Here is a 2265-nt window from a genome sequence, read left to right on the forward strand (position 1 = left end):
GACCAGCAGCCGGACGCCGACTCGAGCGCCACCGCCGACATCTCCGGCGACGAGCCGGGCGGGACCGAGGCAGGGGACGGGCAGGTAGCCGCGGGCGCGACCCGCCGGCCCAGCTTCTGGGGCGCGATCATCAGCGTGGCGCTGCCCGTCCTGCTGATGCTGGTCAAGGCGGTCGGGGACCTCACCCTTGACGAGGGCACAGGCGGCCGGGACTTCGTGGACTTCATCGGTGAGCCGTCGGTCGCGCTGCTCGCCGGCGTGCTGGTGGCGATGCTGGCCGTGGGCCGGGCGTCCGGGATGCCCCGGGCCAAGATCCACCAGTCGCTCGGATCCGGGCTGCCGGGTGTCGCCTCGATCATGCTGATCGTGGCCGCGGGCGGCGGGTTCAAGACGGTGCTGTCCGACTCGGGCGTGTCCGAGGTCATCGCGGGCTACGCCAAGGACTCCCACATGTCGGTGCTGCTGCTCGGGTGGCTGGTAGCCGTAGCGATCCGGCTGGCAACCGGCTCGGCGACCGTGGCGACGGTCACAGCCGCGGGCATCGTGGAGCCACTGGGGCAGACGCTCGACCAGCCGCACCTTGCGCTGCTCGTGCTCGCCGTCGGGGCGGGTTCGCTCTTCTTCAGCCACGTCAACGATGCCGGGTTCTGGCTGGTGAAGGAGTACTTCGGACTCACCGTGTGGCAGACCATCAAGTCCTGGTCGGTCATGGAGACGGTGATCTCGGTGGTCGCGCTGATCTGCGTCCTGATCATCGGCACGATCATCTAGCCCCACCCGACGTCGAGGTGGCCGGGACGGCACTCCGCAGGAGCGCGGTCGTCACGTGTGACCCGAGAGCGCGGTAGGCCTCGAACTCATCGGCGTCGTAGAGTTGCTGCACGGTGCTGTCGATCGGGAACGTGGGGTGCGCCTGGCGGTAGGCCTGCACGTCCCACGGCGCGTCGTCCGGGACGGCGAGCTTGCCGTAGACGAGGTGGTGGGGGTTCCCCGGATCATCCGGATAGCAGAACGTGCCGAGCACCGTTGCGGTTTGGCTCAGTCCGTCCGGCGACGGGGAGATCGCACGCGGGTCGATGTCGACCTGCACACCGCAGTCGGTGCGCGCCAGGGCCACCGCCTGACCGAGGGTGTCGTAGCGTCCGGCCCCGTCGGCCGAGGCGTCGAGCACGATGACCAGGTCGGGGCGCCGGCGCAGGGCCTCCACCAGACCGAGGTTCTCGTAGTGTCCGCCGTCGGTGACGTAGAGCCAGCGACCGTTCAGGTGCATGCGACCGAATGCCTCGGCGAACAGCCGGGTGAGGTCCGGCTGCCGGAGCCGGCGCACGGCCTCGTCGCGCAGCCTCCCGGGCAGCGAATCGCTGGCGCGGTCGTCGGCAGCGTCCCCGGCGTGAGCGTGCAGCCACCACGGCGGACGGACCCAGAGGCCGAGGCGCACGTTGGCCAGCGTGAACAGCAGCCGGTGGGACAGTCGGGTCATCTTGCCCATCACGGGGGAGACCGCCGCACCGCTGACCGCGACCGCATCGAAGAGCGTGAACAGGTCGCGGTCGCGGACCGAGCCGTGGTGCTCTCTGCGCTCGAACGTCCGCGTGTCGATCCGGTGGCGGCTGACCGCGTCGGAGGCACAGGACGCCGCGGTGCTCAGACCGACGTCGGCGGGGGTGAAGGTGAACGACACGGCCCTGCGGCCCGGGGGCAGGCTGCCGGTCTCGGTGCAGTTGGCCGCCGCGCAGACCACCAGCTCGGGGCCCGTGTCCTTCAGGCTGGACAACGGGGTCGCGGCGGCGGCGCGGACTCCTGCCGGGCCGCCCCGCACGACCGCGTAGGCGGCCGCCAGCCGGTCGCGGTAGAACCCGTGCAGGGAGGTCTCGTTGACGTCCACGAACAGCTTGATCGCGAGGAGCAGCAGCAGCGCGTAGCCGGTCATGGCCGGTGGCGAGCTCCACAGCGGGTCGGAGAGCAGCGGGGCGGCGTTGGCAGCGCCGACCCACCGCAGGAAGAGCAGGCCGAACACGGTGACCACCAGGGCGGCCCCGACCCAGGGCAGCAGCTGATGCCTCAGCCAGTCGGCGGCCCTGCCGACGGTCGCGCCGATCAGGCTGCTACGACGCAGATCTCGCTCGACCACCTGCACCCGGCCGAACACGGTCCGCGCCATCAGCGCGAGCGCCGACACGAAGGCCGCCAGGCCGCCGAACCGCTGTCCGTTGCCCCGACCGCTCGCGCCGTTCGCCGACGCCATCGCGGCGTCGCCGGCCCCCG

Annotated in this window: 2 protein-coding genes; one reads left to right on the forward strand and one right to left on the reverse strand. The window is 71.6% G+C overall.

The genetic code is table 11. The annotated features are described in order from the left end of the window. A partial coding sequence (locus FRW57_RS20575) for a GntP family permease (protein WP_238999518.1) occupies positions 1-771 on the forward strand: 771 nt, incomplete at its 5' end. Here FRW57_RS20575 and FRW57_RS20580 read toward each other — a convergent pair. Continuing rightward, positions 764-2265, reverse strand: a 1502-nt coding sequence (locus FRW57_RS20580; RefSeq protein ID WP_203230456.1) for a hypothetical protein, incomplete at its 5' end; no start/stop codon positions are given. The genes FRW57_RS20575 and FRW57_RS20580 overlap by 8 nt on opposite strands.

The organism is Segeticoccus rhizosphaerae (assembly GCF_009192725.1).
In the GTDB taxonomy this organism is placed as follows: Bacteria; Actinomycetota; Actinomycetes; order Actinomycetales; family Dermatophilaceae; genus Segeticoccus; species Segeticoccus rhizosphaerae.